The organism is Pseudomonas sp. HY7a-MNA-CIBAN-0227 (assembly GCF_040310325.1).
GTDB lineage: Bacteria > Pseudomonadota > Gammaproteobacteria > Pseudomonadales > Pseudomonadaceae > Aquipseudomonas.
Map to the genome: position 1 here is coordinate 186488 of NZ_JBEOPT010000007.1, position 24747 is coordinate 211234.

The 24747-nt window shown below is 59.7% G+C and carries 26 protein-coding genes and 1 pseudogene; 10 read left to right on the forward strand and 17 right to left on the reverse strand.

Going from position 1 to position 24747, the window contains the following annotated elements; translation table 11 throughout:
• Window positions 1–14: 14 nt before the first annotated feature.
• From iolB to AAEZ06_RS14390, 3 genes are all read right to left on the reverse strand, one after another.
• Entirely contained in the window at window positions 15–809 is a 795-nt protein-coding gene (gene iolB, locus AAEZ06_RS14380; protein ID WP_149412712.1) for a 5-deoxy-glucuronate isomerase, read from the reverse strand.
• Window positions 806–1714, reverse strand: a complete 909-nt coding sequence (gene iolE, locus AAEZ06_RS14385; RefSeq protein WP_149412713.1) for a myo-inosose-2 dehydratase — start codon at window positions 1712–1714, stop codon at window positions 806–808. The genes iolB and iolE overlap by 4 nt, the downstream gene beginning before the upstream one ends.
• Window positions 1715–1871: 157 nt before the next feature.
• Window positions 1872–3809 (reverse strand): bifunctional 5-dehydro-2-deoxygluconokinase/5-dehydro-2-deoxyphosphogluconate aldolase, encoded by a 1938-nt coding sequence (locus AAEZ06_RS14390; RefSeq protein ID WP_350614900.1) that lies wholly within the window; start codon window positions 3807–3809, stop codon window positions 1872–1874.
• A gap of 301 nt (window positions 3810–4110) precedes the next feature.
• Between AAEZ06_RS14390 and AAEZ06_RS14395 the strand changes: the two genes are divergently transcribed.
• From AAEZ06_RS14395 to AAEZ06_RS14405, 3 genes are all read left to right on the forward strand, one after another.
• Window positions 4111–5031 (forward strand): MurR/RpiR family transcriptional regulator, encoded by a 921-nt coding sequence (locus AAEZ06_RS14395; protein WP_149412715.1) that lies wholly within the window; start codon window positions 4111–4113, stop codon window positions 5029–5031.
• 174 nt (window positions 5032–5205) lie between these two features.
• Window positions 5206–5889 carry a response regulator transcription factor gene (locus AAEZ06_RS14400; protein ID WP_133101168.1) on the forward strand — a complete coding sequence of 228 codons (684 nt, stop codon included), beginning with the start codon at window positions 5206–5208 and terminating at the stop codon, window positions 5887–5889.
• Complete coding sequence (locus tag AAEZ06_RS14405; RefSeq protein WP_350614903.1) at window positions 5867–7261, forward strand: sensor histidine kinase; 1395 nt, start codon at window positions 5867–5869, stop codon at window positions 7259–7261. Before AAEZ06_RS14400 ends, AAEZ06_RS14405 begins: the two co-directional genes overlap by 23 nt.
• Before the next feature lie 473 nt (window positions 7262–7734).
• Here the strand turns inward: AAEZ06_RS14405 and AAEZ06_RS14410 are convergent, their stop codons facing one another.
• The 3 genes and pseudogenes from AAEZ06_RS14410 to AAEZ06_RS14420 all read right to left on the reverse strand — a co-directional run.
• Window positions 7735–8151 (reverse strand): SRPBCC family protein, encoded by a 417-nt coding sequence (locus tag AAEZ06_RS14410; RefSeq protein ID WP_149413639.1) that lies wholly within the window; start codon window positions 8149–8151, stop codon window positions 7735–7737.
• A 112-nt stretch (window positions 8152–8263) separates the two neighbouring features.
• A complete protein-coding gene (locus tag AAEZ06_RS14415) occupies window positions 8264–9037 on the reverse strand; it encodes an L-iditol 2-dehydrogenase (RefSeq protein WP_149413640.1) in 774 nt (257 codons plus the stop codon).
• Between the two features lie 72 nt (window positions 9038–9109).
• Window positions 9110–9502 (reverse strand): annotated as a pseudogene (locus AAEZ06_RS14420) (extracellular solute-binding protein); the annotation flags it as partial.
• 236 nt (window positions 9503–9738) lie between these two features.
• Between AAEZ06_RS14420 and AAEZ06_RS14425 the strand changes: the two are divergent.
• The gene (locus tag AAEZ06_RS14425) at window positions 9739–10686 is read left to right on the forward strand and encodes an AraC family transcriptional regulator (protein WP_149413641.1); all 948 of its coding nucleotides are present in this window, start codon (window positions 9739–9741) and stop codon (window positions 10684–10686) included.
• Here the strand turns inward: AAEZ06_RS14425 and AAEZ06_RS14430 are convergent.
• Complete coding sequence (locus AAEZ06_RS14430) at window positions 10656–10847, reverse strand: hypothetical protein (protein WP_149413642.1); 192 nt, start codon at window positions 10845–10847, stop codon at window positions 10656–10658. The two genes, AAEZ06_RS14425 and AAEZ06_RS14430, sit on opposite strands and share 31 nt — an antisense overlap.
• Window positions 10848–11070: 223 nt before the next feature.
• On the opposite strand from AAEZ06_RS14430, the gene AAEZ06_RS14435 reads away from it, so the two are divergent.
• The 3 genes from AAEZ06_RS14435 to AAEZ06_RS14445 all read left to right on the forward strand — a co-directional run bounded on the left by AAEZ06_RS14435 (window position 11071) and on the right by AAEZ06_RS14445 (window position 13536).
• Window positions 11071–12027, forward strand: coding sequence for a nucleoside-specific channel-forming protein Tsx (locus tag AAEZ06_RS14435; protein WP_350614906.1), 957 nt, complete (start codon window positions 11071–11073; stop codon window positions 12025–12027).
• Window positions 12028–12073: 46 nt separating this feature from the next.
• Window positions 12074–13111, forward strand: a complete 1038-nt coding sequence (locus AAEZ06_RS14440; RefSeq protein WP_350614908.1) for a purine-nucleoside phosphorylase — start codon at window positions 12074–12076, stop codon at window positions 13109–13111.
• Window positions 13112–13299: 188 nt separating this feature from the next.
• Window positions 13300–13536 (forward strand): DUF6555 family protein, encoded by a 237-nt coding sequence (locus AAEZ06_RS14445; RefSeq protein ID WP_149413645.1) that lies wholly within the window; start codon window positions 13300–13302, stop codon window positions 13534–13536.
• An 84-nt stretch (window positions 13537–13620) separates the two neighbouring features.
• On the opposite strand, the gene AAEZ06_RS14450 is transcribed toward AAEZ06_RS14445, so the two are convergent.
• The 3 genes from AAEZ06_RS14450 to AAEZ06_RS14460 all read right to left on the reverse strand — a co-directional run bounded on the left by AAEZ06_RS14450 (window position 13621) and on the right by AAEZ06_RS14460 (window position 14830).
• Complete coding sequence (locus AAEZ06_RS14450) at window positions 13621–13791, reverse strand: metallothionein (protein ID WP_149413646.1); 171 nt, start codon at window positions 13789–13791, stop codon at window positions 13621–13623.
• A gap of 90 nt (window positions 13792–13881) precedes the next feature.
• Window positions 13882–14334, reverse strand: a complete 453-nt coding sequence (locus AAEZ06_RS14455) for a DMT family transporter (RefSeq protein WP_133101180.1) — start codon at window positions 14332–14334, stop codon at window positions 13882–13884.
• A 4-nt stretch (window positions 14335–14338) separates the two neighbouring features.
• Entirely contained in the window at window positions 14339–14830 is a 492-nt protein-coding gene (locus tag AAEZ06_RS14460; protein WP_133101181.1) for a DMT family transporter, read from the reverse strand.
• Between the two features lie 116 nt (window positions 14831–14946).
• Here AAEZ06_RS14460 and AAEZ06_RS14465 point away from each other — a divergent pair, with 116 nt between their 5' ends.
• Window positions 14947–15879 carry a LysR family transcriptional regulator gene (locus tag AAEZ06_RS14465; protein ID WP_149413647.1) on the forward strand — a complete coding sequence of 311 codons (933 nt, stop codon included), beginning with the start codon at window positions 14947–14949 and terminating at the stop codon, window positions 15877–15879.
• On the opposite strand, the gene AAEZ06_RS14470 is transcribed toward AAEZ06_RS14465, so the two are convergent.
• The 4 genes from AAEZ06_RS14470 to AAEZ06_RS14485 all read right to left on the reverse strand — a co-directional run bounded on the left by AAEZ06_RS14470 (window position 15880) and on the right by AAEZ06_RS14485 (window position 19655).
• A complete protein-coding gene (locus AAEZ06_RS14470; RefSeq protein WP_149413648.1) occupies window positions 15880–17199 on the reverse strand; it encodes an Nramp family divalent metal transporter in 1320 nt (439 codons plus the stop codon). It abuts the gene before it with no gap.
• Window positions 17200–17240: 41 nt separating this feature from the next.
• Window positions 17241–18794 (reverse strand): DUF726 domain-containing protein, encoded by a 1554-nt coding sequence (locus AAEZ06_RS14475; protein ID WP_149413649.1) that lies wholly within the window; start codon window positions 18792–18794, stop codon window positions 17241–17243.
• A 197-nt stretch (window positions 18795–18991) separates the two neighbouring features.
• Window positions 18992–19297: a helix-turn-helix domain-containing protein gene (locus AAEZ06_RS14480; protein ID WP_149413650.1), complete on the reverse strand. Its 306-nt coding sequence runs from the start codon at window positions 19295–19297 to the stop codon at window positions 18992–18994.
• The gene (locus AAEZ06_RS14485; RefSeq protein WP_350614913.1) at window positions 19290–19655 is read right to left on the reverse strand and encodes a type II toxin-antitoxin system RelE/ParE family toxin; all 366 of its coding nucleotides are present in this window, start codon (window positions 19653–19655) and stop codon (window positions 19290–19292) included. The genes AAEZ06_RS14480 and AAEZ06_RS14485 overlap by 8 nt, the downstream gene beginning before the upstream one ends.
• A 335-nt stretch (window positions 19656–19990) precedes the next feature.
• Here AAEZ06_RS14485 and AAEZ06_RS14490 point away from each other — a divergent pair, with 335 nt between their 5' ends.
• Complete coding sequence (locus tag AAEZ06_RS14490) at window positions 19991–21799, forward strand: monovalent cation:proton antiporter-2 (CPA2) family protein (RefSeq protein WP_149413652.1); 1809 nt, start codon at window positions 19991–19993, stop codon at window positions 21797–21799.
• Between the two features lie 71 nt (window positions 21800–21870).
• Window positions 21871–22437, forward strand: coding sequence for a DcrB/PsbP domain-containing protein (locus tag AAEZ06_RS14495; RefSeq protein WP_149413653.1), 567 nt, complete (start codon window positions 21871–21873; stop codon window positions 22435–22437).
• 26 nt (window positions 22438–22463) lie between these two features.
• On the opposite strand, the gene AAEZ06_RS14500 is transcribed toward AAEZ06_RS14495, so the two are convergent.
• From AAEZ06_RS14500 to AAEZ06_RS14510, 3 genes are read right to left on the reverse strand one after another with little or no spacing between them, the layout of a single operon-like run.
• Window positions 22464–23207 carry an alpha/beta hydrolase gene (locus tag AAEZ06_RS14500; RefSeq protein ID WP_149413654.1) on the reverse strand — a complete coding sequence of 248 codons (744 nt, stop codon included), beginning with the start codon at window positions 23205–23207 and terminating at the stop codon, window positions 22464–22466.
• An 11-nt stretch (window positions 23208–23218) separates the two neighbouring features.
• A complete protein-coding gene (gene cobF, locus AAEZ06_RS14505; protein ID WP_149413655.1) occupies window positions 23219–23974 on the reverse strand; it encodes a precorrin-6A synthase (deacetylating) in 756 nt (251 codons plus the stop codon).
• Window positions 23975–24030: 56 nt separating this feature from the next.
• Complete coding sequence (locus AAEZ06_RS14510) at window positions 24031–24588, reverse strand: histidine phosphatase family protein (protein WP_350614916.1); 558 nt, start codon at window positions 24586–24588, stop codon at window positions 24031–24033.
• Between the last annotated feature and the right edge of the window lie 159 nt (window positions 24589–24747).

Sequence of the window (24747 nt, forward strand, 5' to 3'; positions counted from 1 at the left end):
CTCCGTCGAAGTCGTTAAAGGTCCAGCAGCCAGCTGTGCTGCGGGTCGTTATGGAAGTGCCAGGCGCGCTTGGGCCCAGCCATCACGTTCAGGTAATACGACTCGTAGCCGTAGGGCACGCTGACCGGGTGATAACCCTTGGGCACCACCACCAGGTCGCTGTTTTCCACGGCCATGGCCTGGTCGATGCTGCGGTCATCGGTGTAGACCCGCTGGAACACAAAACCCTGTGGCGGGTTGATCTGGTGGTAATAGGTTTCTTCAAGAAAGCTCTGATGCGGCAAGTCGTCGGTGTCGTGTTTGTGGGGCGGATAGCTCGACGAGTGACCGGACGGCGTGCGAACTTCCACCACCAGCAGGGAATGGGCCGGCTCGGTGTCTGGCAGGATGTCGCAGACGTAGCGCGTATTGGCTCCCTTGCCGCGCACGCTGCGCTTGCACTGTTCGGGGCGGATCAGCCGTGGAACGAGACCGGCAGCCGGGGAACCTGGGGCGGCGCAGACGGCGATTTGCACGTCGCTCAAGGCGCTCACCTGAGCGGTGCTGCCCGGCGGCAGGTAAGCGGCGAACGGTGACTTGTCTTCGAACACCGATTGGCGATCACCGAGGTTTTCCCAGTTGAAGCCTTCGCCCTGGATATTCACGCGACCGCTGAGCAGCACCAGGCACAGCTCTTTATCGCCAGCGCTGACCGGCAGGGTTTCGCCAAGGCTCAAGCGGTAGGCGGTAAAACCCACGTACTCCAGGCGGCCCGGCTCCAGCTCAACCATGGTCTGCCCACGTTGGTTGCTTTTGACTAACAGGCTCATTGTCCGGCACTCCCTTTCACAAGAGCGGCGCTCAGCAGTTCACGCAAGGTGTCGTAGCCCTTTTTTGCGTAGGCGTAGCTGGGCGCCACCGCCGGGTCTTGCTCGGCTTCCACCACCAGCCAGCCGTGATAGTTGGCGGCCAGCAGTACGTCCAGCAGCGCGGCGAAGTCGATGTCGCCGTCGCCCGGCACGGTAAAGGTGCCGTTGATGATACAGTCGGGGAAACTCCACATGTTGTTGCGGGCTAGTTGCACCACCGGCTTGCGCACGTCCTTGAAATGCACGTGGCAGACGCGATCGATGTGCTTGCGCAACACTTCGATGGGCTCGCCGCCGCCCATGTAGCAGTGACCCGAATCAAACAGCAGGCCGACTTCGGGGCCGGTAAGGCTCATCAGTTTGTCGATATCTTCAGGGGATTCGACGTAGGCGCCCATATGGTGGTGGTACGCCAGACGCACGCCCTGGGACAGGGTGAAACGCGCCAATTGCGTGAGTTTTTCGGCGTATTCCTGCCAGGCCTGCTCGCTGTGAAAACGCGGGCGCTCGATCAGCCGGATCGGTGAACCCTGGATTGAGTCGGCGACTTCGCCGTAGACCAGCACTGTGGCGCCATTCTCGCGCAGCAGTTCGACGTGACTGCCGATGGCGTCAATTTCCTCAGCCACCGAACGCCGCGCCAGGCGGCTCGAATACCAGCCGGAAACCAGCGCCAGGTCATAGGGGCGTAATACATCGCCGACGCCCTTGGCGTCCTTGGGGAATTTGCCGTTGAGTTCGAAACCTTCGTAGCCGATTTCCTTGCCTTCGCTCAACGCGGTGCTCAGGGGCGTTTCGCCACCCAGGGCCGGAAGGTCGTCGTTGCTCCAGGAGATCGGGTTGATGCCAATTCGGATAGCGGGCATGGCTGCACCTTTTATTGTTTTCAAATTAACCTGAGAACGGGCTCTTTGTAGGAGCGAGCTTGCTCGCGAAAAACTCAAAGACGCCGCGTTTACTCAGGATGCCAGCGTCATCGTTAACGACCATCGCGAGCAGGCTCGCTCCTACAGTTGAAATCAATTAACCGCGGGAACTACGCCAAGCATTGATCAACTGTTCGAACGTGCCCTGCACCTGCCGGATCAATGTCTCATCATCAATCTCCCCCGCCATCCACGCCCGGCTCGGCTCCTGGAAGATCGTGCGGCCCACGGCAAAACCACAGCAGGTTTGGCTCTGGCTGGCCTTTTGAAAGCCATCCGCCAGGCATTCGGCTGAGGCGTTCAACCCCAACAGCACCACGCCCCGGCAGTAGGGATCGCGCTCCTGAATCAGCTCGTCGAGCTTTTTCCAGTCCTCGGCAGACTGCGCCTCGATCTTCCACCAGGCCGGGTAGATGCCCAGGTTGTACAGGCGCTTGAGGCTGCGGTAGAGCACGTCGGGATGAACGGACGGATGATCCTTGGGGGGGATGATTTCCAGCAGCAGTTCATGGCCGCTGACTTGCGAGGCCTGGTACAGGCCCTTGAGTTGCGCTTCCTGATCCAGGCGCAACAACGGTTCGTCGTCGGGGTGAAACTGCACCAGGCACTTGATGATTTGCTCATGGGGCCAGGCAATCAGATTGCTGCCAATGGAACGCCCATGTTCGAAAGCCAGCGGCCGCGAGCCCTGGACTTCCACCGGTCGCGCAACCCACCAGCCGCGACCGGTGGCGGCGTTGAGGGCGTCCTGGCCGAAGCGCTGGTCAGCCAGCAGGCCTACATCAGCGTCGATGCCTTGCTCGCGCAGTTTGCTTTCAACCCGCTCCACCGCCTTGATAAACAGTTGCTTGATGGCGCTGATCCGCGCGGGGTCCTGTCCACCCTTCTGCGCCAGTTCCACCAATTGCCAGCGATGGTCGAAGGCGAACACGAACAGCTGCTTCCAGGCTTTGCGCGGCACGCTGACCTGATGCAGGCGTTGCAACACCGCGTCCTGATCGGGCCGGGTAATCGGCACTGGGCTGTTAAAGAGGTAGTCGAGTTCGGCGCGAGTCGGCATGGCAGGCGCGCAGGCATGGCGGGAGACCACCAGGCCGCCGCAGGCATTGGCCAACTGGCAGCAGCGCTCGTCGCTGGCGTCTTCGAGCCAACCGCTGAGGAAGCCCGACATAAAGGCATCACCGGCGCCCAGCACGTTAAGCACTTCGACGCTTACGCCGGGGTAGATCGCACCGTCTTCCAGGCGCGCCGGAATGTCGCCGTGAATCACCGTGCAACCTTGCGGGCCGAGCTTGACCACCAGGGTTGCCGGCGTCAGGCGGCGCACGGTGCGCAACGCCGTCAGCAAGTCTTCGCTGCCGCCGGCAATCAGGAATTCTTCTTCGGTGCCGACGATCAGGTCAAAACGCGGGAGGATTTTTTGCACATGCTGGCTGACGTTCTGGTCGGCGACAAAGCGGGTTTCACCGTCAGCCTTGCCGGCCAGCCCCCAGAGAACCGGGCGGTAGTCGATGTCCAGCACACGCTTGACGTTGTGTTTTTCGGCGTAGTCCAGGGCCTGGATACTGGCCTGGTACACGCCGTCAGTGGAGAAGTGAGTGCCGGTGATCAGCAGCGCTTTGCTGGAGGCAATGAAGGCCTCGCTGATGTCTTCGCCGCACAGGGCCATGTCGGCGCAGTTCTCGCGGTAGAACACCAGCGGGAATGTTTCGCGGTCCTTGAGCCCCAGCAAGACCATGGCGGTCAAGCGTTGCGGATCGACCTTGATACCGCTGACATCGCAGCCTTCACGGGCCAGGGACTCCACCAGGAAGCGGCCCATGTGGTCGTCCCCCACCCGGCTCAACATCGCAGACTTGAGCCCCAACCGTGCGGTACCGAACGCAATATTGGCGGAGGAACCGCCCAGGTACTTGGCGAAGCTTGTGACGTCCTCCAACCGCGCGCCCACTTGTTGGGCGTAGAGGTCGACGCCCAGGCGTCCGAGGCAAATCAGATCCAATTGACGCCCACTGGCAAAACGAGTCTGGCCCATGCTGGCTCCTGTTATTTTTATCAGCCTGCGTCTGTCGTCGTGGCGGCGGCAAACGCTCTTGGTGGATGCAGACTAGAACGTCTGACAGCACCAATCAATAATTATTCTATAAATATTTTTTATGGAATATATTTTCCAATACGCCATCATAGAACTGATCCAGTAACAGTGCATCGTTTCAGCAACGGCCACACGCCATGATGCGGGGTATTTTTTTACGCCCACCCTGTAGACTTGCGCCCATCGACCTATTGTCTGGGGCGGCCTCATTCCCCGTAAGCACAAGCCAGAAGGATTCCCTATGCCCCGCACCGATCAGCCGGCTAACCCAGAGAGCGCCCCAGAAGAAGCGCTCGCCAGCCCCCCGATCAATGCCGAGCGCCTGTTGCAGCTGATCACCGACGAATACGAGAGCTTGCCGCGCCAGCTCAAGCGCATTGCCAGCTACATGAGCCAGCAAAGCGACCGGATCATGGTCGACCGCATCAGCGACATCGCCCGGGAATGCGAAGTCCACCCTTCGGCCATCGTGCGGTTTTCCCAGCGCTTCGGTTTCAGTGGCTTCAGTGAGATGCAGGCGTTGTTCCGCGAGGCCTACACCCACAAGACCACCCCGGTACAGAACTACCAGCAGCGCATCCGCAGCATGATCGCCAACAAGTCGCAGAAAGCCAGCGGCGGCGACCTGGCTCGCGAATGTGTCAACGCCACGTTGTCGGGTATCGAACGCTTGGGCCTTGAACTCGATGATGTGGCCTTCGACAAGGCCGTGGACCTGGTGGTCAATGCCGACAATATCTATGTGGTCGGCGTGCGGCGCTCCTTTGCCGTCGCCGACTACCTGGTCTACAACCTGCAGCACACCAACAAGCGCATCCATCTGGTGTCCGGCCTGGGCGGCAGCTACCGCGAACAGATGCGCAGCGTGCGGGCCAATGACCTGGTGATTGCCATCAGCTTCACGCCCTATGGCAAGGAAACGCAGCATTGCCTGCGCATTGCCCAGCATCATCAGGCCAAGACCTTGATCATCACCGACAGCAACCTCTCACCCCTGGCCAAGCGGGCGAATGCGGTGTTGCTGGTCAATGAAGGGTCGTCGTTTGCGTTCAGGTCATTGAGTGCAACGTTGTGCCTATGCCAGGCGTTGTTTATTGCCGTGGCGTATCGGCTGGAGTTGAAGGTCGATGAGATTCATGAGCAGGTTGGGTTTGACGACTGACCCTGCCTTGCGGGACGGCTAACGGGCCATGGCGGGGTTCCTTGCTCAGAGTGGGAACAATCATCAGGAAAATCGTGTTGCTTTTACCAACATGAATTTTTATTTAGGAAGCCGGCTATCATTTCTTGGCAAAATGCCCCGACTTCAGTGTGAATTGTTCACCAGGTACTCCTTATGACCCGTATTTTGACCATCGAAGACGACGCCGTAACGGCCCGCGAGATCGTCGCCGAGCTGAGTAGCCATGGACTGGAAGTAGACTGGGTAGACAACGGCCGCGAAGGCCTGGTCCGGGCCGTCAGCGGCGATTACGACCTGATCACCCTCGACCGCATGCTCCCCGAGCTGGACGGCCTGGCCATCGTCACCACCTTGCGTACCATCGGTGTGTCGACGCCGATCCTGATGATCAGCGCACTCTCCGATGTCGATGAGCGGGTGCGCGGCCTGCGGGCCGGTGGCGATGATTACCTGACCAAACCCTTCGCCTCCGACGAGATGGCCGCGCGGGTCGAAGTGCTGCTGCGCCGCAAGAACACCGTCAAGGAATTCGAAACCGCCCTTCGGGTGGCAGACCTGGAGCTGAACCTGATCAGCCGCGAAGCCAGCCGCGCCGACCAGCCCCTGAGCCTGTTGCCCACCGAATACAAGCTGCTGGAATTTTTGATGCGCAACACCGGGCAAATCCTCTCGCGGATGATGATTTTCGAGGAAGTCTGGGGTTATCACTTCGACCCTGGCACCAACCTGATCGACGTGCACATTGGCCGCCTGCGCAAGAAAATCGATCCGCCGGGCCTTACGCCGTTAATCCGCACGGTGCGAGGTTCGGGTTATGTCATTGCTGAACCCCTCTAAAGGCTGGCGTTCTTCCAGCAGCCGCTTGCTGGCGCTGTACAGCACGTTGTTCGTGGCCTGGAGCTGCATCCTCATGGGGGTGCTGTACTACGAAGTCTCCGGCTACCTGAGCAACCTCTCGCGCCATTCGTTGATGCAGCGCCAGCACCTGTTCCAGCGCTTTGAGGGCGAGCAACTGGTGGAAGCCCTGACCACCAGCATGACCTTCGACATGAAGGGCATCGACGCCTACGGCCTGTTCGATGAGCAATATAAGCCCCTGAGCGGCCCGATCCGACAGATCCCGCCTGACTTGCCCCTGGACGGGCACATCCACGCCCTGGCCAATTGCATCGATTCCGACGACCCGAAACTGCCCCAGGACAGTTGCGACGCCGTGGCGACCCACACCCAGGATGGCCGCTGGCTGATCCTGGTGCGCGATAACGGCTCGCTGTTCGGCGTGACCCGGATCATTCTGCATGCCTTGCTGTGGGGTATTTCCCTGACCATCATTCCCGGCGCTGCCGGCTGGCACTTGTTGCGCCGGCGGCCGCTGCGGCGCATTCGCGCAATCCAGGCCAGCGCCGAGGCAATTGTCGCCGGCGACCTGACCCATCGCCTGCCCCTGTCCAACCGCCGCGACGAGCTGGACATGCTGGCCGCCATCGTCAACGCCATGCTCGACCGCATCGAAAAGCTGATGAACGAGGTCAAGGGTGTGTGCGACAACATCGCCCACGACCTGCGCACCCCGCTGACCCGGCTGCGGGCGCAGTTATACCGGATCAAGCAACAGGCCGACGAAGGCTCGGCTCATGCCTTGCAACTGGATGAAGTGATCAGTGAAACCGACACGCTGATGGCACGTTTTCGTGGTTTGCTGCGCATTTCCGAACTGGAAGACCATCAGCGCCGTTCCGGCTTCCTGGTCCTCGACCCCCTGCCCTTGCTGCAGGAACTCCACGATTTTTACCTGCCCCTGGCCGAAGAAGGCCAGATGGACTTGCTGCTGGAAACTCCCGAGTCGCTGCCGTGGATCACGGGCGACCGGGCGCTGCTGTTCGAGGCCCTGGCCAACTTGTTGAGCAACTCGATCAAATTCACTCCGCCGGGCGGCGAAGTGATTTTGCGGGCGGTCAACGATGCCGGCAGCACGCGAATCGAAGTCCTCGACTCCGGCCCCGGCATCCCGGAGGCGGAACGAGCAGCGGTGTTCCAGCGTTTTTACCGAGTCGATGAAAGCAGTCAGCAAGGCGGGTTTGGCTTGGGCCTGTCGATTGTGGCGGCGATCATCAATCTGCATGGTTTCAAGCTGGAAGTGGGCACCAGCGAACGTGGCGGTGCGCGGCTGGTGCTGGAGTGTCGGCAGCAGTTAATGCCCGAGGCCTGAAGAACAAGCCGGGCTTACTCGCGAAGAACCTGAGGGCACCGCGGTGATTCAGAAAGCCAGCGTTATCGTTAACGACCATCGCGAGCAAGCTCGCTCCTACAGTGGACAGTAGATCCGCTTTTGCTTCTCACCACTCAGGTCGGCTACCAGGCCGCCGTGCTTTTGATCTTGATCTAAGGCGCCCCGTTAACCACGATGGCTGAACGCAGGTATTGAGCCGTGGGTAAACCGGCAGGACGCCGGTTTAGCCGCGCTGGGCCAAGGATGGCCCATCGCGGCGGCCCACGGAGCAATGCCGCAGAGAAGGCATGCCGAGCCACAGCGAGGCACCAAGTGGTGGGGCAAGAGCGCTTTGGTTACTTTGCCGCTTTTGCAAAGTGACACGCCGTAAGGGCGTAACCCTAATCCGCCCTGACCAAAATAACGGATATGCACCCAACCCAACCCAGTCGCACCACCGCCCCCCCACATTCTCAGGCCGGAAAGTTAGCCCGCAAGGCCTCAAGCCCACCGCTGTAAACACCGGAAAACAACTCCTCCACCGCCGCATCCGTCACCCCAGCTACCGGGGTAAACACCCCGGACCAGGTCACTTTCGCGGTGCTGTCCGTCAGCGCCTCAACGCGCAAAGTCGCCAGGTACTCACCCACCGGAAACGGCGACTCGCTGATGGAGTAGCTGTAGGTGCGCGCTGCTTCATCAAAGGCCTGCAGACGTTCAACCACCACGCCACCATCGACGGCTTGCAGGTGGCGCAAGCGACCACCTTCACTCGGTTCGCTTTTGGCGATCAAGGGCAGCCAGTCGGGCAGCGAGTTGAAACCGCCAACCAATTGCCAGACCTGCTCGGCCGACACCGGGATTTCAATTGCAGAGGATGCTTTGGCCACGACAGAACTCCAATCAATAAGTAGGGGAAAACTCAACTCACCATACGCTCACAGCATCGAACCCAGGAGTATTTGATCGCCACCGACCACCGGCAACTCATTGCTTGACCCTTTAGCTCAGCCAATTCCCACCATCGACGTTATAAGTCTGCGCCACCACATACTCGCTGTCCTTCGACGCCAGGAAAATCGCCATCCCCGTCAAATCCTCAGCCGTGCCCATGCGCCCAAACGGCACCTCTTGTCCCACCAGTCGTTTCTTCTCGCCCAAAGGCCGGCCCTCATGCCTGGCGAACATGGCATCGACCCCATCCCAATGCTCGCCATCCACTACACCCGGTGCGATGGCATTCACGTTGATCCCGTGCTTGATCAGGTTCAGCCCCGCCGATTGAGTCAAGCTGATTACCGCCGCCTTGGTGGCGCAGTACACCGCCACCAACGCCTCGCCCCGGCGCCCGGCCTGGCTGGCCATGTTGATGATCTTGCCGCCGTGGCCCTGGCTGATCATCTGTCGAGCGGCGGCTTGCAAGGTAAAAAGCGTACCGGCGACATTGATGGAAAACAGCCGGTCGAAGCTCTCGCGGGTGATGTCGGTGATCGGCGCCAAATCGAACAGCGCAGCGTTGTTGATCAGGATGTCGAGTTTGCCGGTCTGTACCACTACGGCGGCAATCGCGGCATCTATGGAGACCTGGCGGGTCACGTCCATCTCTATCGCGTAAGCGTTGGGGCCCAGCTCTAACGCCGTAGCCTGGGCTCGCTGCAGGTTGATGTCAGCGATGGCGACAGTAGCGCCCTCATTGATATAGGCCTGGGCAAAGGATCGGCCGATACCGCGTGCGGAGCCGGTGACCAGGGCGCTTTTACCTTCCAGTCGTTTCATTGGGTGCTCATCCATTAAGGGCTATTTCGGATAACCGGCGCGTTTCATCTCGCGCTCGGTGGTGGACTGTGCAGCGGCAAGTGCCTGATCCACTGACATCTGCCCGGTGAGCGCCGCCGGGAAGATGTCTTGCACGTCGTAGTCGGCAGGCAGTTGGGTGAGCGGTTCCAGCCAGTGTTTGGCAGCCCACAGCGGGGTTTAGTAAGTGCCTATGGTGAGCACGTCGAATTGGCCGCCCTGGGTGGCGATATCGGTGGTCAGGCGTTGGCGCAGAACGTTTTCTTCCAGCACCACCCAGTTGAGTTTCACCTCGGGATGCTGCTGTTCAAACACTTTTGAAAGCCGCTGCATGCGGATCATGTCGCTGTTGTTGACCGTGGCGATGGTCACCGTTTCTGCCGCATGGCTGGCCATCGCCACACACAGGCCGGTCACCAGCAAAAGCCTCTTCGGGATAGGGGTCATGGTGCTCTCCACCCGCGCCATTGGCGACGGGAGCTATTGTTTTTGTTTTTGACCACTCGATTACAGCAGCTTGGAGAGGCCCGAACAAACGAATGGCGGATGCACGACTGGTACTTTTTTAACTGTCGCTTACAGGGTCAAAAAAGTATCAGTGGCAAGCAAAACACCAGGTAGCCGCCTACCAGGAAAAGGGCGTACTTTGATCGTATTCCAAGAACCCATTAAGGGGCCAAGACATGCCAGACAGCCGCGCAGCCTTGTTCGAGCAGCGCCCCGCCGAACTAGAGGTCATTCTCCCCGAGGCCGAGCATGGCTTTCGCTGGTACGAACATGACTATCCCTACGCGCTGGCGCGCTGGAATCACCACCCTGAATTCGAAATCCACTTGATTCGCCAGGGCAGCGGCAAGCTGGTGGCAGGCGACTATATCGGCGCCTTTGGTGCAGGCCACGTGGCGCTGATCGGGCCAGACCTGCCCCATGACTGGATCGGCGACCTGGCCCCCGGCGAACATCTGCACGGGCGCGACGTGGTGCTGCAGTTCGACGGTGCCGCCCTGCTCGCCCTGGGCAAGACGTTACCGGAGCTGGGCGACCTGCAGCACATGTTCGACCTGGCCCGTCGTGGCCTGGAGTTCACCGGGGCCACCGCCCTCCAGGCCGCCGAACTGCTTGAACAGATCGGCCCGGCCCTGGGGCTCAAGCGCTTGATCCTGTTTCTGCAATTGCTCGACACCCTGATCAAGGCGCCGGCGCTGGAGGTACATGCCCTGGCCAGCACCTGCTACGCACCAACCCTGGATGCCCGCAGCTCAGAGCGTATCAACAAGGCTTTCGACTATCTGATGAGCGAGTTGACCGGTGACGTGCGCCTGTCGGTGATCGCCCAGCGCCTAGACATGAGCGAACCGGGCTTCTCGCGGTTCTTCAAGCGCATCACCGGCCACGGTTTTATCGACCTGATGCGCAAGTTCAGGGTCCAGCGCGCCTGCCGGTTGCTGCTGCAAACCGAGATGTCCGTCGCCGACATCTGCTTTGAAGTGGGCTACGCCAACCTGTCCAACTTCAATCGGCATTTCCGCATCGAAATGGACCAGACGCCCAGCGAGTACCGCCGGGAGACGGCGATGTATCTGTTCACTCGCAACGGTGATCAGGCATTGCCGTTTACCAAGGCCCATTGAGCCAATGCCTGTTGCGCCAGTCGTGCAACTTGCAGGCTTACATCCGCCCGATCCCGCTCCTCATCCTCCAGGAACCAGGCTGCCGACAACCCGGCGTGGGCCACCACCCATTGCAGCAGACCACCGAGTTTTTCTTCAGGCGTATGGGCGATTTTCAGCATCGCGGGCTCTCTGTTCATTGCCCGACAGGATGCCATAAACGCTAAGTCACGTTTCTGACCAAAAGGTCGGCTAATTCGACATTTTTCTATCCGTTTCAAACCATTGACCAAAGTTGGTACAGCCTATGCAAACGTTTGCGGATCGGACTTGACGGCAAATTACCGGCACGTTCGCCCTTTCCCGGCCAGCCGGGTCTAAACCGCACACGAACAGGGATTTTCAATGCAATCGACTTCCAGACGCCCCGCGTCCGCCACAATCTCTGGTGTTTCTCTGCTACTGGCAGCCGTTACGGGAGTACTCAGCGGCCCCACTTTGGGGCAGGAAAAATTCGCCGATGATTCAGCACAAGGCGAAACCCTGAGCGCGGCGGCGGCCCCGAAGAAAGACGGCCCTTACCTCTCCGACTGGTTCAACCAAGACCTGACGATCATTGGCAGCAAAGACATCAGCTTCGGCCCCAAGCCTGCCGATGACATTTACCTGGAGTACGAGTACTTCGGCCGCAAGGGGCCGTTCGAGCTATACGGTTATATAGATGTGCCAAAGATCTTCGGTATTGGTAACAGCAATGACAAAGGCGTCTGGGACCATGGCTCGCCAGTGTTCATGGAACACGAACCGCGCATCTCCATCGATTACCTAGCCGGCCGCAGCCTGGCCGTAGGGCCGTTCAAGGAATGGTACGTGGCCTTCGACTGGGTCTACGACCACGGCAGCAACAAGGCCAACCGCGCCAACACGTTATATAGCGGCCTGGGCACCGACATCGACACCCACTCGCGGGTCAACCTGTCGGCCAACTTCTACGGGCGTTACCAGTGGGAAAACTACGGCGCCAGCAATGAATACTCCTGGGACGGCTACCGCGCCCAAATGAAATTCATCGTGCCCATCGGCAGCTTCGACAACGGCGCTTCGCTGACCTATATCGGTTTCACCAACTACGATTTCGGCTCGGATTTGCACAAGGACAACCCGGCGCGCACTGCCAACTCCCTGGTTGCAACCAATGTACTGTTGTATTCCTTCACGCACCTGCGCTTCACCCTGGTGGGCCGTTATTTTCATAACGGCGGCAACTGGCAGGACGGCAGCGAGCTGAATTTCGGCGACGGCAACTTCCGCGCCCGCTCCAACGGCTGGGGTTACTACGCCGGGGTCGGTTATCAGTTTTGAGCGGCATGTTGGAAGCCGTTCATCATTCATTTCGTAGGGGGATTTTATGCACGTAGTGACTCGTCTTTCTGTAGCCGTTGGTTTGGTCTTCGGCACACTGATAGCCTCCAACACCTTCGCTGCACAGCCTGCACCGATCAAACCCAAAGTGATGCTGATCACCATGTTTGCCCCCGAGGCACAGCACTGGATTGATCGCCTGGAACTCAAGCAGGAAGTCCGCGTGCCGGGCCTGTCGGCCGAGTACCCGGCAATCCGCTGCAACACCCAGGACGTGTGCCTGCTGGTGACCGGCATGGGCCAAACCAACGCCGCCGCCTCCACCCTGGCCCTGGCGTTGTCACCCAAGTTCGACCTGCGCCAGAGCTATTTCCTGATCGCCGGGATTGCCGGCATCAACCCGCACCACGGCACCATCGGCACCGCAGCCTGGGCCCACTACCTGGTGGAGTTCGGCACCCAGTGGGAAATCGATTCCCGGGATGCGCCCAAGGACTGGCCGACCGGTTATATCGGTATCAACACCAAAGGCCCGAATGAGAAACCGCCGCTGGACTACAAGACCGAAGTATTCGAGCTGAACCAGAAACTTCAGGCCAAGGCATTTACCCTGTCGCAAAAGGTCGAACTCAGTGAAAGCAAGGAGTCCACCGCATGGCGCAAACACTATCCGTACGCCCCGGCCAACCAGCCGCCTCAGGTCACCCAGTGTGACACCCTGGCCGGTAATACCTGGTTTTCCGGCACACGCCTGAGCGAACGCGCCGAAGTCTGGACCCAGTTGCTTACCGACAACAAAGGCGTTTACTGCACCACCCAGCAGGAAGACAACTCCACCTACGAAGCGCTGCTGCGGGCCAGTCGTGAAGGTCTGGTGGATATCCAGCGCCTGGCCGTGGTACGCGCAGGCTCCGATTTCGACCGGCCGTATCCGGGTTACAGCGAAGTCGACAACCTGCTGAAGTACGCGGACCAGGGCGGGTTCGTGCCAGCGTTGGAGAACCTGTACCGCACCGGCAACCCGTTGGTGCAGGCGATTCTGAAGAACTGGTCGGCGTGGGAGAACGGTGTTCCCGAGGTGTAAATCCCTCTTGCTGTGGGAGCAACTGTCTTGATGACCTTTATTTGCGCATCGTTTCCATGACCAGACAAACACCCACAGCCCCAGGCCATGCAGTTTTCTTTCTAAGGAAATAACCGTAGTCGACAATCCGAATGAATTTTTACCGCTCTGAGTGATCACTTAAAGACACAAGGAGGGTCAACAGGTCCATGAACAACGCAAATTTTTTCGTGATCGACTACACGCTGCATGGCACGCCCAAGTCTTTCATTATTCGCCTGGAAAAACTCGACACCGCAGAAGCCTGGCATTGGGCAAGCTGCGATGCCGGCATAGGCCGCATCGGCCGATTTGCCCGGGAACAGGTGAAAAAGACCAGCCAGCCCCAGGCCGAGAAATTTGGCATCGAAAATGTGCAATGGCGCCGCTCGGGCGCGCGCTCTTGAACCTGTCAGGGAGGCACAGCCTAGACTGGCACTGGAACCGCAATAACCCTGTAGGGGCCGCTCGCCCCTACAAGCGTTTCACATTTAGCCATGCGCCGACTTGGCACACTCACACCCCGTAGACGAAGCACACGGCTCACCATGGGCATGATGATCGGCACAGCCCTGGCAGCAATAACTCTTACCTTCTTTCATCACCGCCGTTTGCCCCACCAGGCAGTTGCAGTGAGGGCAGGCACAGGTTTTTTCTTGCATGATCAGACTCCTTCGTCATGGTCGTCCCGGTGCGGCGAACGCCGACACCTTAAGCAGTGACTGCCCGACACCACCGTTGGTTCAAAGTCGTTAATCGGCGCGGGTACTGCTGCGATACATGAACACCAGGGCCAGCGCCAGGCAGAGCATCGCCACAATCCGGCTGCCGGACAGTTCGATGGCCGGGTTGCCGAGCCAGCCAAAATTGTCGATCAGCATGCCCATGCCCAATTGCCCAACGATCACCGCCACAGTCGCCACCGCGGTGCCAACAATCGGTACAGCACCGACCATGACCATCATGTACACCACCCCAAACAACGCCCCGGTCAGTTGCCATTTCGGCACATCCAACAGGCTAACCGCGTGAGCCGGCTCAAAGAACAGAACCAGCAGGCCGGTGCTGATCGCCCCGACCACAAAGGTCAGCAGACTGCTGCGCAATACACCCACCGTCTGCCCCAGCCGACCATTGATCGCCGCCTGCACACTCAACACCGCACCTGCGGCCACCACCAATACCAACAACACAATCAGATTCATCGTCTTAACCCCGTGCAATCAAAACAAGTGCCGCCACAATCAACAGCAGCGCAATCCAGCGCTCACCGTTGACCCGTTTGCGCGTGGTGCCGAACCAGCCGAAGTGGTCGATCAACACACTCTTGCCCACTTGGCCGGAGAGAATCGCGATCATGGTCATGGCAATGCCGATATGCGGCGTGGCCAGGGTCAGCACCACCACGTACATCGGGCCCAGGAAGCCGCCGATCAACTGCCAGCGCGGCAGATCGGTGAGGGCCGGGCCTTTTTGCGGGCCACTGAACAGCAATAGCAAAAACAGAATCGCGGAGCCTACGCCGAAAATACTCAAGGTCGCCCACAAGTGCCCGACCTGCACGCCCAACGGCCCCAGCAAACCGGCTTCCACCGACAAGCCCATGCCGGCGAAAATCACCAGCGGCAGTAACAGTAGCCGAAGAAAGGTTTTCGGCTTGGCTTGAGCCAGGCCCGCACCGTCAAGAGAGGAAGTTTGCATAGAACACCTGCGCATTAGAGAGGAGCGATGGCGTGCATTATCCGGTGGCAGTGCCTTGCGATAAATGGGATCATGCCGACAACACCTTTGCGTATTTCGCACAGAACGGAGTCATTATGCAGGGTTTGAGCGAGTTGAGTTTCAAGGCGCTTCGCCTGTTTGTCGCGGTACTGGACTACGGCAGTTTCTCCGAAGTCGCCCGCCGTGAGGGCTTGGCGCCCTCCTCCATCTCCCGGCAAATCCAGTTGATGGAACAGGCCCTGGGCCAACAATTGCTGTATCGCCACACTCGTGCCGTCAGCCCCACCGAGGCCGGGCGTTTGCTGGGCCATCACGCACGCTTGGTGCTGGAGCAACTGGAAGAAGCCGGACAGGCCTTGCAGGAACAGGAAAGCGAGCCCAGCGGCCTGGTGCGGATCAACGCGCCGATGGTGTTCGGCCAGCGGCACCTCTCGCCATGGTTGGGTGAGCTGTGCCGGCGCTATCCCAAGCTGCAACTGGATATCCAGCAGACCGACACCTACGTCGACCCGCTGCAAGGCGGTACAGACCTGCTGTTTCGCATCGGCGTACTCAACGATTCCGGCATGCAGGCGCGCATTTTCGCCCCGCAGCGTTTCCGCATCGCCGCCAGCCCTGCCTATCTGGCGCAATACGGTACGCCACAACACCCCGATGAACTGGTGAACCACCAATGCCTGGCCTACAAAGGCGTCACCGGCCAGCAGCGCTGGTTCTTTCGCCGCGACCAGGGCGACTGGACGCCCTACAGCGTCAAGGGCCCGATCACCGGCAACCACGCCGATACCCTGACCCACGCCGCCGAGCAAGGCCTGGGCCTAGTGGTATTTCCGTCGTGGTTGATCGGCGAAGGCCTGCGTGCCGGGACCTTGCAGGCTGTGCTGACTGACTATGAAGTGGCCACGACCCTGGAGCCGCAACAGATTGCTGCACTGTGGCCCGGAAGCCGACGCCTGTCGGTGAAGGTTCGTACGGTGATCGACTACTTCGTCGAATGCTTCGGGCCGGTACCGTACTGGGATCGCTGATTAGAACAGCCATTGCCCGATCAACCAGGCATTGGCGCCGCTGATCACCGCAAATAGGGTCCAGGCCAACAGCTTTGTGGGCAGGCGATTGACGAACGGTCCCATCAGCTGTTTGTCGCCAGTCATGCGAATCAACGGGTACAAGGCAAACGGCAACTGCAGGCTCAACACCACTTGACTGAGGATCAGCAACTTGCCAATGGCATCGTCCCCCATCAGCCACACCCCGAGGAATGCAGGAATCAGCGCCAGCCCACGGGTGATCAGGCGCCGCTGCCAGCAGGGAATCCGCAGGTTGAGGTAGCCCTCCATGATCACCTGGCCGGCGATGGTGCCGGTAAAGGTGGAGCTTTGCCCGGACGCCAGCAAGGCAATGCCGAACAGGATACTAGCGAAGGCGCCGCCCACCAGTGGGTCCAGCAGGTGGTAGGCGTCCTGAATTTCCACGACCTCGGTGTGGCCGGTCTGGTGGAAGGCAGCTGCCGCCAGCACCAGAATCGCCGCGTTGACCAACAAGGCCAGGGCCAGGGAACCAATGGTGTCGATGCGCGCCAGCTTGACCGCGTCCTGGCGGCTGGCTAAATCCTTGCCGAACAACCGAGTTTGCACGATGGAGGTGTGCAAATACAGGTTATGGGGCATCACCGTCGCCCCTAGAATGCCGATGGCCAGGTACAGCGGCGCGGCATCGCTGATGGCCGACAGCGACGGCGTAAAGCCACGGAGCACGTCCGGCCAGTAGGGTTTGATCAGCACTAGTTCGATAAAGAAACACACGCCAATGGTCGCCACCAGTGCCAGCATGATTGCTTCCAGGCGGCGGAAACCACGGTTTTGCAGAGCCAGGATCAGCAGCGTATCGAAGGCAGTGATGACGATGCCGGTGGTCAGGGAAACCCCCAGCAGCAAGTGAAAAGCCAAGGCGCAGCCCAGGACTTCGGCGAGGTCGGTGGCGATGATCGAGATTTCCGCCAATACCCATTGCGTGCGCGCCGAGCGTTTGCTGTAGCGCTCACGGCACAGCTGCGCCAGGTCCTTGCCGGTGGCGATACCCAACCGCGAACACAAACACTGCACCGCCATCCCGGCCAAACTGGCCAGCAACACCACGAACAACAGGTTGTAACCATAGCGTGAGCCGGCCTCGATGGCCGTCGCCCAGTTACCCGGGTCCATGTAGCCGATGGAGATCAGCAAGCCGGGGCCAGCGAATTTCAGCAACCGTTTGAAAAATGAGGCACTGGGATCGACTGCAATGGAGCCGGCGACTTCCGGGGGGCAGAACGGAGCAGTAGCGATTTTCGGCAAGCTAAATTTCACGCGGGGTACCCGGTAAACACACAGAACAAGGGCGCAGTTTATCAGTCAGACGAGACCGTACGCATCACCGTCTCCCTGGGCAGATCAAACGCCTCCACCACCTTTACCACCAGGTCCATCTCTTGATTCAGCGCCTCGCGCTCCAGGCGCTGACGAATCACCCCGAGCACCAGCACCGCCAGGGTAGTGATGGAATACGCTGGCCCAGAAAACGCCCGCACCCCACTCACCAACAACATCGCCGCCGCCAGCGCCTGCCCCACCACCGGAATCGCCGTGGCCGCGCCCCGGCGCAGGATAAAGCCGGTCAACCCGGCCAGCGCCGTACCACTCAAGGCCGTGGTGGCCGAGCGCCCGACATCGAAGCGATTGAAAAAACCCTGTTCCTTTTGCGCAGCCGCCTGGAGTTCGGCCTCGAAGACCTTGCGGTCGGCCAGGCTGAGCTTGTCCTTGTACTGCTCGATCAAGGTTTCGGCGACCCGTTCTTCAAGGGCCGTGAGCGCCACGCTGTCGAGGGGCTGGTCAAACTTGATCCCCACGCGCTGGACCACGTCCTGGGCCATTTCGCGATAGCTGACGCCATGGCCCCGCGCCAGGTTCATAAAGCTGTCGCCGCCCATGCGTTGCAACTCCACGGCCAGTTTCAGCGGCTCGCGCACGCTGACATCGATGGACGCACTGTGTTTTTGAGCCATTAATTCGGCAAGGAACTTCAGTTCATCCGGCCGCGCCTGCACCAGCAGCGGGAACAGGTCGACATCATCCTCGGCAAACCGCACCTCGCTACTACGCTGATCGGCGCGGATCATGCCCCGGCGCTCCTGCAGCAGGTCGGTGTATTGCACCACCGTCTTCAATTGTGGCCAGTAGGCAGCGTGATCAAAGGTGGTCAAGTGCACGTTGGCCACCTTGTCCTTGAGGGACGGGGTCAACGGGATCGCATAACGGCCGATGCACCGCTCGGCATCCGGCTTGAGCGCCAGCGCCCAGTCCTTGCTGGAGTGGCAGTTGATCACCCGGCCCTTCAACGGCGCCGACACCTGGTCCCAGGGGCTGGAGGTGCAGATCGCACCGCCCATCAACAGGAGGTTGTTCAACGGCAGTTCACGAGCCAGTTCGGGGCTTGCCAACAAACTCTTGACCAACAACCGCGCGCCCAGCGAATGGCCAATCAGGTTGATTTTCTGCACCTGGATAGACTCGCCGTGCAGGTAGTTAGCTAACTCGGGCAGCAGGCTTTTGGCGACTTCATCAACCCGGGCTTCGACGCTTTTGTAGTGGTCGAGAAAATAGGCAATCGCCTTGCCCAGGCCAATGGTCGCCGCGCCCAGGGTGCCGCCGCCGAGCATTGAAGCGATGACGTCCTTGAACGGCGCAAACAGGTTTTCCAGGAAATGCCCCGCCGGCCAGAACAGCATCAGGTTGGTCGAGCCTTCGATGGTCGCCAGTTGCGCCTTGAAGTTGCCCAGCTGTTGCTGATTGAAGAAGGCCGAGTAACCGTGGACGTAGAGATTGAGCACTTTCCCTTGGGGCTCGCCGCACAGGACGAACGTGGGCTTGCGGGTGCGGTGCATTTCATCCCACTGGTGTTGCATGGGGCGGTGACTCCTGATGACGGTGGAGGGCGATAGTAGCAAAGGGTGGGTTGAGGCAATGTAAAAACCTCGGTGGGTTAAGGAACCCTCTGTCCATACACATGGACAGGCATGCCCTAAATCAGGGATTTTGTTCCGATATTCAGTTCTCTAGCATCCTCCACTGATGCTGAGAGACGCCGGTAACGCTGAACGACTCAACTGGCGAAGTTCTCGATCTTTACCTGACCGTCAGGAAAGGTCGCGACAATCTCCAACTCGCCACCCATGGCCCGGATGTAGTTACGCAGGGTGCTGATGTACATGTCGGTGCGCCGTTCCATTTTTGAAACGGCCGCTTGGTTGATATTCAGTACCTTGGCCAGACTCTCCTGGCTCATCTGCTGAGCTTTACGCAGTTCATGCAGAGGCATTTCTTTCAAGTGCTGCTGGAAAACCCGCTCGGCGTCGGCGCGTGCCTCGAGGGTCATGCGAGCTTGAAGTTCAGCAAATTTTTTAGCCATGATTACGGCCCTCTTTACGCAGTGTTTCCAAATGTTCGTCAGACAGCTTTTCCGCCACAAGGACGTGTTCGTCGTACCACCGGTGCTGTCCGGTTTTATCGCCGCCGATCAACAATAAAGCGCATCGGCGCGGATCGAACGCATACAGCACGCAATAAGGTCGCCCCCTATGCTGCACCCGTAACTCTCGAAGATTGCCATGCCGAGAGCCTTTGATATCGCTGCTGTGGGGAAAGCGCAGGCCCGGCCCCAGGAGGCCTAACAAATCTACGCTAGCTGATACCGAGGATTGCGCCTTTGCATCCAAGCCACCCCACCAGTTACCGAATTCGTCCGTGTATTCAATATCCCAGCCCATGGAAATATGCCACCCAAGGAATATAAACTCAAGGGCATAACTTTATTTGCTTTAGCCGTCATAGGGCCCGCCAGGTTTTCCGACAAATTGTTTTCAGTTCGTGCACTGCATGCCTGCACGTCGCCCGCAGCCTGATCACTACCCAGTCCCCCGGACCACTGTCGCCAGGGTGTGCTTCAGGATGCCAGCGATGTGTTTGCAGTGATAACAGAGCAGGACAGTCCCCAGCGAACACTGGCTACCCATGTATTTTCTCTGCAAAAATTCAGATTTCAAAATGTAAAAAAGCGTTCTAATAGCGCTCTGTTGATTCGAAAAAGATCCTGGAGTAAGCAATGCCCCATGAAGGCAACCTGTTACAAGCGGCCGTGGTGTTCCTGTTCGCCGCAGTGCTCACCGTACCCTTGGCCAAGCGCCTGCAATTGGGCGCGGTACTGGGCTATTTGCTGGCTGGGGTGATCATCGGCCCGTCGGTACTGGGGCTGGTGGGCAACCCGCAAAGTGTCAGCCAGTTTTCCGAGTTAGGGGTGGTGTTGCTGCTGTTCATCATTGGCCTGGAGCTTTCGCCCAAACGTTTATGGGTGATGCGCAAGGCGGTGTTCGGCGTCGGCCTGGCCCAGGTGATGCTCACCGGGACGGTTATCGGCGTGCTAGCGCTGTGGGTATTTGGCCAGTCGTGGAACAGCGCCATTGTGCTGGGTCTGGGCCTGGCCTTGTCCTCCACTGCCTTCGGCCTGCAAAGCCTGGCCGAACGCAAGGAACTGAACCAACCCCATGGCCGCCTGGCGTTTGCCATTCTGCTGTTTCAGGACATCGCGGCGATCCCGCTGATCGCCATGGTGCCGCTGCTCGCTGGCAGCAATCACACCACTACCGCCGCCCAGGACCTGAACCACGGCTTGCAGGTATTGGGCAGCATCGTCGTGGTGATCATTGGCGGTCGTTATCTGTTGCGACCGGTGTTTCGCATTGTCGCCAAGACAGGGCTGCGAGAAGTGTCCACCGCAACGGCCCTGCTGGTGGTGATCGGCACGGCATGGTTGATGGAGCTGGTGGGCGTGTCCATGGCCTTGGGTGCGTTCCTCGCAGGCCTCTTGCTGGCTGACTCGGAATACCGCCACGAACTGGAATCCCAGATCGAACCGTTCAAGGGGCTGTTGCTGGGGCTGTTTTTTATCAGCGTCGGCATGGGCGCCAATATCAGCCTGTTGTTCAGCGCGCCGATCGTCGTGCTGGGGCTGACCCTGCTGCTGATCGCCATCAAGCTGCCGCTGCTGTTTTGCATCGGCCAACTGGCGGGTGGTCTCAATCGCGAAAGTGCACTGCGCCTGGGCGTGGTGCTGGCCGCAGGCGGTGAGTTCGCCTTCGTGGTGTTCAAGATCGGCCGCGACCAGGGCCTGTTCGAACCGCGGCTCTACGACATCCTGGTGCTGACCATCACCCTGTCCATGGCCCTGACCCCGTTGCTGTTGCTGCTGTGTCCGAAACTGTTCAAACCCAAGAGCAAAACCGTCAAAGTACCCGAGGAATACCGCGCCATCCAGAGCGATGCGCCACGGGTGGTGATCGCCGGCATGGGCCGCATGGGGCAGATCGTGGCGCGTATCCTGCGAGCACAAAACATTTCGTTTATCGCCCTCGACACCTCGGTGGAAACTATCGAGCTGACCCGCAGTTTTGGCGGCATGCCGGTATTCTACGGCGACCCACAGCGCCCGGAAATCCTCCATGCGGCCAAGGTCGACCGGGCGGAGTTTTTCGTGATTGCCATGGATGATCCCGAGATCAACATCAAGACCGCCGAACTGGTGCGCAGTCTGTACCCGCACATGAAGATCATCGCCCGCGCCCGTAACCGCCAGCACGTCCATCGCCTGGTGGACCTGGACGCGTCACCAGTGCGCGAGACGTTCTACTCCAGCCTGGAAATGAGTCGTCGCACCCTGGTGGGACTGGGCCTGAGCCAAAACCAGGCCGATGCGCGGATCAACCGCTTCAAGAACCACGACCTGCAACTGCTGGCCGCCCAGCATGCGGTGTACGACGACGCGGCCAAGGTCATGCAGTCCGCCCAGGAGTCTCGCACGGAACTGGCGCGGTTGTTTGAGATGGATCGGTTGGAGGAAGAGTCCGACAAGACGTGAGGATGGACATGAACGATATTGCGAATATCTGACAGAATACGGCGCAATTTCGTTCTTTCCTGGAGAGCTTCATGGCCACCCTCACCAAGACCGCAGCCCTCTTGGCGCTCATGCTGACCGCAAGCTTGGGCGCCAGCCAAGTGTTCGCCGCCGACAAGCCAGCCGGCCAGACCATCTCCACCCTGGACGGCAAATTCACCTTCAGCCTGCCCAAGGCCTACACCGCCGATGCACTGCCGGCCGGCGATGAAGCCCACGGCACCGCTGGCGCCAGCGGCACGATGTACACCAACCAGGTGGGCAAAAGCGTGGTGATCGTGGCTGAGACCCTGCGTAATGACGGTATCACCATCAAGGACAACGACCCGCAATTTCTCGACGGCGCAGTGACTGGGTTCGTCAAGGAGCAAAGCGCCACCCTGCCAGACTTCAAGAAACTGGGCGAAAAAAAGCTGGTCCTCAAGGGCTTGGGCATGCGTCAGGTTGACAGCACGGCGACCATGGGTGGCGGCAAGACTCTGACCTCGACATTCTTTGCCGGCTCCGGCAATCACCTGCTGGTAATCCAGGCGATTTCCCGGGCCGATGATGCCAAGGGTCATGGCGTGCTGGTGAAGCAGATTACGGGCGGCAAGTAAGCCGTTTTCCACGGGTATAGCTTTGTTTAGGGCAGGCTCTTTTGGAGCCAGTTCTTCAGGTCCTGCACTTGGGCATTACTGATGGTATGGGTCATGCCCGGATAACCATGAAACTCCGGTTTCAGCCCCAGGCCCGACAACACCTCATTGGCCCGCGTGGCCGAGGCATACGGCAACGCTTGGTCCAACGTGCCATGGCCGATAAAAATCGCCAGCTTGCCCAGTTGCTCATCCGGCTTGAGCTGGGCCTTGAACTGAGCCTTGAGCTGAGCCTGGAGCACCGGCAACACGCTGCCACTCAACGCCGCGATCCCCCGCAGCATTTGCGGCTGCCGTAAGCCCACCTCGTACGACATGATCGCTCCCTGGCTGAACCCCACCAGGAATACTCGGTCGCTCTGGGTGTGGTACTTGGCCGTGGCCTGGGCGACAAAGTCCTCGATCAGCCGTGCGCTGCTCTGCAAATCGACGGTCTCGCCATCGTAGTCGCCATTGCCGGGCGTCTTGCGAAACCAGCGATAGCCATCCTCATCCACCGTTCCCGGTGCTCGAACTGACAGGTAGCTCCAGGCCGACGGCAGTTCATCCCTGAGACCGAAAAGGTCCTGCTCATTGCTGCCAAACCCGTGGAGAAAAATCACCAGGGGCTGGTTGCGTGAATCACTTTGAGTCTGCTCCAGGTACGACAGCGGCAAATCCGTGTGCAGGGCAGATTGGGCGTGGGCGACACCCGCATACAACGTCAGCGCCAAGACGATCAGTTTGAACATGGGGATCAACCTCAAGGCTTGCGCAGCAAATAAGTGTCCATGATCCAGCCGTTGGCCTGGCGCGCCGCCTTGCGCACACGCTCAATCTCATCGGCAACCTCAGCCACCTTGCCGCTGATGAGTATCTCGTCCGGCGTACCAAGGTAGGCGCCCCAATAGATATCCAGGTCCTTATCCGCCACGGTGCGGTAGGAGTCCTCGGCATCGAGCATCACCACCAACGTATCGGCGTCACTGACCTTCCCCGCCGCCAACCGGCGGCCGGTGGTGATCTCGATGGACCGGCCGATACGGTTCAGCGGCACTTTGTGCTGGGCCGCCAGGGCCTGGACGCTGGTGATGCCGGGGATGACTTCGAACTCGAATTCACAGCGGCCAGTGGCGAGGATTGCCTGGAGGATGCGGATGGTGCTGTCGTACAGCGCCGGGTCGCCCCACGCCAGGAATGCGCCCACTTCACCGTCGGCCATTTGTTCGTTGATCATCCGCTCAAAGGTCTGCTGCTTGTCGCGATTCAGGTCCTGCACAGCGGTGGTGTAGTCGATTTCACCGCGCACCCGCTCGGGGCAATCCGCCTCGACAAAGCGGTAGTCGTGATCGGTGATATAGGTCTCGCAGATTTCCCGACGCAGGTCGATCAGCTTGTCCTTGCTCTGGCCCTTGTCCATCAGGAAAAACACGTCGGTGCGGTTGAGCGCCTTGACCGCCTGCATGGTGATGTAGTCGGGGTTGCCGGCGCCAATGCCGATGATCAGGATGCTCTTCATGGGAAAGTCTTCATGAGGTGTTCTCAATGCGGGGCGGCGATTTTGCCATGTTCCGGCTACGAGGCGTGAGTTTCCAGGCGCAGGCGCCAGACACCGTTGAAACGCAGCTCGGTGGATGACAGCGGCTCCACGTCGATCAGGTAGAACATCGCGACCGGGCATTGCATGACGTGCAGCAAGGCAGCACGGATGATGAGGGGATGGGTCACCGCCACCACGTGTCCTGGATTAGCTTCGAGGGTTTGCATCCACTGCCCTACCCGCTTGCAGACCTGTTGCACCGATTCGCCACCATGAGGGGCGCTGGTGCTGTCGGTAAGCCAGGTCATCAACTCGTCGCGGTCGACCTCGTCAATATCCTGGCCCTGCCAACTGCCGAAATCACCCTCGCGCAAGGCTTCATCGACCTTTGCGCCGTTGCCAAACAACGTTGCCGTTTGCCGGGTTCGGGCTTCAGGACCACAGAGCAGGCGCAGGTTTTTCTTGAAACGCCCGGCCAGCGATAACGGCACCTGCTGCCAATCCATCTCCAGAGACTGGTCGACAGGGAATTGACCGCGTTTCTGATACGGCGTCGTGGCGTGGCAAACAAGGGTCAAACGTGTGGCCTGCATCCCCTTCTCCTCTGATGTGGGAATCACGTGTGCAGTCAATACTGCGCCACCCCCTTGTCTGACAAGCCAATTGTTCACAAACTTCCCCGGCAAGTTGACCAACGGTCACGGGATTATTCAGATGCCGCCCTGTTTCAGGTGCCACTACTGTCGCCGACA